This window comes from Mesorhizobium sp. M7A.F.Ca.MR.148.00.0.0, assembly GCF_003997735.1.
Taxonomy (GTDB): Bacteria; Pseudomonadota; Alphaproteobacteria; order Rhizobiales; family Rhizobiaceae; genus Mesorhizobium.
The window spans coordinates 1-5,625 of record NZ_RZTB01000201.1 but is presented as its reverse complement, the minus strand read 5'-3'; the positions used below and the strand labels follow the sequence as shown (position 1 = coordinate 5,625).

The window sequence follows — 5,625 nt, the reverse complement described above, 5'->3', positions numbered from 1 at the left end:
ATCGCTGCTTGAGAGCAACAGGTTATGAAGTCGAAACCCGATCCCGTGCAACTCGACAGTTGGGACGTCCGGATTCTCTCCGAGATTCAGGCAGACGGTCGGATTTCAAAAAGTGAGCTTGCAAAACGAGTTCATCTTTCGGCGTCGGCCTGTTCGGAGCGGCTCCGAGCACTCAAGGCCGCAGGGATTATTGAGGGATTCTATGCGCGACTGAGTCCTGCCCTCATTGGCGGCATGATCTTTGTGATGGTAGAAGTCGTGCTGGATCGCCATCGTCTTGAGGACCAACGAGTCTTCGAAACTGCAATCCAAGAGATTCCGGAAATCCTGGACTGCTGGGCAATTGGGGGGCGCGTGGATTATTTGATGCGGGTCGCATCTCGTTCTATGGCCGCCTATCAGGATTTCATGGAGGGACTGCTGCAGGCAGGCTTGGGGATTGATCAATACTATAGCCTTGTCGTCACGAAACCAGTGAAGTCCAATTCACCGATACCTTTGTCCGCACTGAGGCAACGGTGAAACCGAAAGTTTAAGTTTCAACGGCGTTTGGCACGGATCCCGTAGATTCGTCGGCAAAAGGCGCCCATTCCGACGAAACTCAAGGGACATTTGCGGTATACTAATTGCTGGAAAAAGGTGGCCGAGCGCTATCCGCCAGTTGATGGCGAGGAAGGACGATGCGCTTGAGCAATCTGGAACCGATCATTCCAGGAGACGGATCGAAGCAGCCATCGGACGCACTTGCCCAGCACGGTTACGGCGAGAAGCCAAACCGGATCGTGCCTGGTTGAGGAGGCGTCCATATCTAAGATGCGAAGTGCCGAAAAAATGCCTCTACCGCTACTTCAAGGGGGGAACTTTCGCCCTGGATTGGCGATCAGTGGCGATTGAGCTTAGTCGCGGTCAGCGCATCCGTGTGGGGGGGCGAAATCTACAGCGAGGGTTTGGCAAGCCGACGGGTAGCGGGAGTGCAAGCTGGCCCGCTCGGCCCTGGCGACCAACCCGGCCCTCGACGCCTGCGGACATTCGGAGATCGCTCCATCGCGTTTTTACGTCCTAAGTTCGTTGCTGATCGAGATTAGGAGATCGTCTGTCCTGTTTGACATTGCTGGTCTCGCAGCCTTCTAAGTGAGGAGCATGGCTGTGCCGGGGGCGCGTAGGTGGGTGACAAGGCCGGTCACTCCTGCCAGCCGACGTGGTCTTTGAGAAGGTGGAGGTTGCGCTACCGGCTGGAGAGCATGGTGCCAGTTTTCACAAGACAAGGGTCGCTTAATCGAATGGGCGTCAAGTTCATAGATTGCGAACAGATCATGGGGGATTTGAATAGTGCTACTGACCGAGGCAGAGCTGAAAAGAGTTGCGAATGCCAGTCGAGGACATAGAGCCGCATCGATCGTTCTAAAGGAAGAGACGGCCGCAGCTACAGCCAGATCTTCATTCGACGTTTTTCTGTCACATTCTTTCAAGGACGCAGAGATCATTCTCGGTGTGAAGCGAATTTTCGAGGAGCTTGGGTTCACTGCTTACGTAGATTGGGTCGAAGATTCACAACTGGACCGCACAAAGGTCTCCTCGGCCACCGCCGAGTTGCTGCGGACCCGTATGAGGCAGTCAAAGACGCTAATCTATGTGCATTCAAACAATTCTCCAGAATCCAGATGGATGCCTTGGGAGCTTGGCTTTTTCGATGGGTTTCGGACCGCGGTAGCGGTTCTGCCCGTGGCAAAAAATTCTTCGGAAACATTCTCCGGGCAAGAATTTTTGGGCCTATACCCTTACATTGATGGGACAGGACCTGCATTCCTGTTTATGAACAGAGGGACCGCGCCTCGCTCAAGAATAGGCTCTGTAAGCTCGACTGCTAACCTCACGTTTGCCAAATCCTGGCTTAAAGAATTTACCGCCACAAAATAGACTGGTGTGCTTCAAAAATGAAATATCCTGGACTCTATAATAGCGCCGACGTGGCATCCAACGAGCAGCAGGCGACGTTTCTCCGCCTGATCCGGGCAGAGTACGTTCTTCTTTTTTTAGCGTCGGTGCTCTCTTTGGACTTGTCGCCATCAAAAGCCTATTTCGGTGTCTATGCTGCGGTATTTCTTTGCTCAATGGGAGTCCTCATTTTCCGGTCGGTCACAAAGCCCGAGCAGGTCTGGTATCAGGCTCGAGCTCTTGCAGAGTCGGTGAAGACATTGACTTGGCGCTTCGCGATGCGAGCACAGCCGTTCGATGACGCGCGCGCGGCTGACGCCAGAGCTGATTTTCGAAAGCTCATGGAAGGTATCCTTGATAGCAATCGTCACCTTGGTAGCGCGTTGAGCGGCACCGATTCAGCATCCCCCCAAACAACCGACCAGATGATGTCGATAAGGGACTCCCCGCTAAAAGAAAGAAAAGACCTATATCTGCAGAGACGAATCTGCGACCAACGGAAGTGGTACGAGAAGAAGGCGCGCTCGAACAAGAGGTCCGCGAAAGTCTGGATGGGCCTTGGTATTTTTGCATACGCTCTGGGATTCTCGTTCATCGTAGTACGCATCGCTGACCCCGCGATGCCTGGCTGGCCGACCGAGCCGCTAATTGTCATCGCCGCCTCGCTTATCGGGTGGACCCAGATCAAGAAATTTAACGAATTGGCATCGGCTTACACGTTGACAGCTCACGAGATCGGCTTGACTGCCGACCTTATTACGGACGCCAACTCGGATGAGGCATTCTCCGCCGCGGTGAACGAAGCCGAACTGGCTTTCTCACGGGAGCACACCCAGTGGGTTGCTCGTCAAAACAACTAAGAGACAACAATGGCATACAGCGATCCGACCTATGTAATATTTGACGGCGATGAAGACGCTTGGGCATACCGCTTTATGAAAGGGTGGAATGCCAGCGAGAATGTGAGTTTTGAATTCGCGAACGCTCACGATCTGGACAATATGACGAGCCGAGCACAGGACGAAGATTATGTTAAACGCAATCTTCGCAACAGAATGAATGGATCGAGCCAGGTACTTGTCCTGATCGGTGAGAAAACGAAAAACCTTTTTCGCTTCGTGCGCTGGGAAATGGAATTGGCCCTTGATCTAGGTCTGCCGATAATCGCAGCAAACCTTAACGGCTCGCGGCAACAAGATGCGAGCTGTCCGCCTATCATCAGGGACAAATGTGTTGTGCACGTGCCGTTCAAGATGAAGGCCATCAAGCACGCGCTAGCCAATTGGCCCAGCGAATTTCATCGGCTTTCAAACGCTCAGCGTGGCGATGGCGCCAGGAGCTATGGCGAAAGCACCTATCGCGATCTCGGCTTATAATCGCCCACCTAAAAGCACTTAGCCGCCAAAACATCCTCGCCATCCGCTGGCGGCGACTAGCCTTAGCAACGTCCCCCAGCGTGTTCCGAGCTTGCCGAGCGATGATAAGAAGAGACGTCCGATTTGCTGAGTTTGGCTGAAAGCTGCAGGTCATGTGCAACCTATTAGAGGAGCCCCGCTCGAAGCGTCGGATCGTCAGACAAGATCATGTCGCGCGAGGGCGCTGGTTTCGCGAGGAAAAGGAGCGGCTGTTCGATGTTTGAGGCTTGATCCAGCGTTTCGAGACTGCACGAGCGGCCAGCATTGATGGAGGCAGCTTTTCAGGCCGCGCAATTCTGTCGGCTGCCCCCTCCTGCGAGCCGCAGCTCGGCTCGCCCTGCGCAGCAACCACGAATTTGCGATCGCAAGAAAGGCAACACGCTGACGATAGAACTTGGCGGCGCTGGTCGGCTGCGAATCAAGATGTCAATGGCAAGGAGCTCTCGCCGCGCGTCTTTGCCGGGCCGAACCTTCTGGCTATGCTCCTTCGAGAAGTCTGCCGAGCACCAGCCGCCGCACCGCCAAAGCGATCAATATGCGCGAGGGCACGACCTCAGCCTCTCAGCGCTGGCCAACCAGGTTGGAGCCTGTGCCGCGGCACGGAACCCGCTGCCTGCTGATCGAGGCGAATGTGCTTTGCCCCTGATCACCTGCATTACCACCCTTGGGAACGGCAAGACCGATCCGGACCGTCAGAATGTAAGGGATGACCGGCAGTTCGGCGGAACATGGCCGCCGGCGCTCTATCGTGCCTCGCGCGGCCGGCGGGAACAGCGTCCCGAGCGCTATTCATCCGTCAATATCGCCCGCTAATCGGGCACTATGCTGGGCGCATGCGCGTCGTAAGCTGTTCGTGTTTGCATGACGCGCCCCCGACCCTCGGCTAAGGCGAACGTGACGCCTTAGTTTTCACGGCAATTCGGGCCGATCCCGCGAATTTCACGGCGAATAACCTGCATTCCCGAGAAACTCAAGGGACGTTTCCGGTATGCTATTTGCTAAACAGGTGGCTGGCCGAGTGCCCTCCGCCAATTTATCGCGAGGAGAGGGACATGCGCTTGAGCAATCTGGGAACCGAGCAACTCCGGGAGAAGGATAGAAGCTTCGTCTTCCATCCTTCTACGCATTTGGCCAAGCACAGCCGAGGCGAAACGCCAAATAGGATTATGGCCGGTGCGGAAGGCGTCTATATCTGGGACACCGAAGGCCGAAGGAGCCTCGACGGTTTCGGAGGGCTCTACTGCGTCAACATGGGATATGGATGCACGGAGATCGCCGATGCCATTGCCAGGCAAGCACACGAATTGCCGTTCGCGCACGTCTATGCCAGCCAAGGTACGGAGCCGGTCGCCCTGTTGGCAGAGGCCGTGGTCGAGTATTTCGGTCAGAACATGCGAAGGGTCTATTTCGGCCTCTCCGGTTCCGATGCCAACGAAACCAACATCAAGCTGGTCTGGTACTATAATAACATTCTTGGCCGGCCCGAAAAGAAAAAGATCATCTCGCGAAATCGCGGCTATCACGGGTCTGGATTGGTCACGGGTAGCCTAACTGGCCTTCCCTTCTTTCACAATTTCTTCGACCTGCCTCTGGATTTGGTGCGCCATACAACCACGCCGCACTATTACCGCCAGGCGCGTGTCGAGGAGAGCGAGGAAGCGTTCTCCCGGCGCTGTGCCGATGAGCTTGAAGCCTTGATCCTGGCCGAAGGACCGGAAACGGTTGCAGCTTTTATCGGAGAGCCGGTACTTGGGACAGGAGGTATTGTGCCGCCCCCCAAAGGGTACTGGACGTCCATTCAAGCGGTGCTCGACAAATACGATATCCTTCTAATCGCCGATGAAGTGGTCTGCGGCTTCGCGCGAACCGGCGAGAAGTTCGGTTCCCACCTGTATAACATGCGTCCGGATTTCGTGACCATCGCAAAGGGTTTGAGTTCCGCCTACCTCCCCATCTCCGGGTCAATCATTGGCGACCGTGTCTGGTCGGTTTTGGAACAAGGAACTGAGAAGCACGGCGCACTCGGCCACGGCTGGACATATTCGGGGCACACGCTTTGTGCCGCAGCCGCGCTCGCCAATATTCGACTGCTTAAAGAAAAAAATATTTTGGAGCATGTCCGCGATGTTGGACCGTATTGGCAAGACCGGATGAAGGCCGAGCTGGCGGGACATCCCATCGTTGGTGAAGTTCGCGGAGTGGGTATCCTGTCGGCCGTGGAGATGATGCGGGACCCAAAACAAAGGATACCATTCGAACCCGACCTTCAGGTCGG

Annotated in this window: 4 protein-coding genes; all 4 read left to right on the top strand. The window is 55.4% G+C overall.

All coding sequences use genetic code 11. From position 1 onward, the window contains the following. The first annotated feature begins 24 nt into the window (after window positions 1-24). Complete coding sequence (locus EOB49_RS32610; RefSeq protein ID WP_127383384.1) at window positions 25-522, top strand: Lrp/AsnC family transcriptional regulator; 498 nt, start codon at window positions 25-27, stop codon at window positions 520-522. A 1,412-nt stretch (window positions 523-1,934) separates the two neighbouring features. Beyond that, window positions 1,935-2,795: a DUF4231 domain-containing protein gene (locus EOB49_RS32600; RefSeq protein ID WP_063169305.1), complete on the top strand. Its 861-nt coding sequence runs from the start codon at window positions 1,935-1,937 to the stop codon at window positions 2,793-2,795. Between the two features lie 9 nt (window positions 2,796-2,804). Beyond that, a complete protein-coding gene (locus EOB49_RS32595) occupies window positions 2,805-3,311 on the top strand; it encodes a TIR domain-containing protein (protein WP_126080675.1) in 507 nt (168 codons plus the stop codon). Window positions 3,312-4,402: 1,091 nt separating this feature from the next. After that, the coding region (locus tag EOB49_RS32590) for an aminotransferase class III-fold pyridoxal phosphate-dependent enzyme (protein WP_127383383.1) at window positions 4,403-5,625 on the top strand (1,223 nt) is incomplete at its 3' end.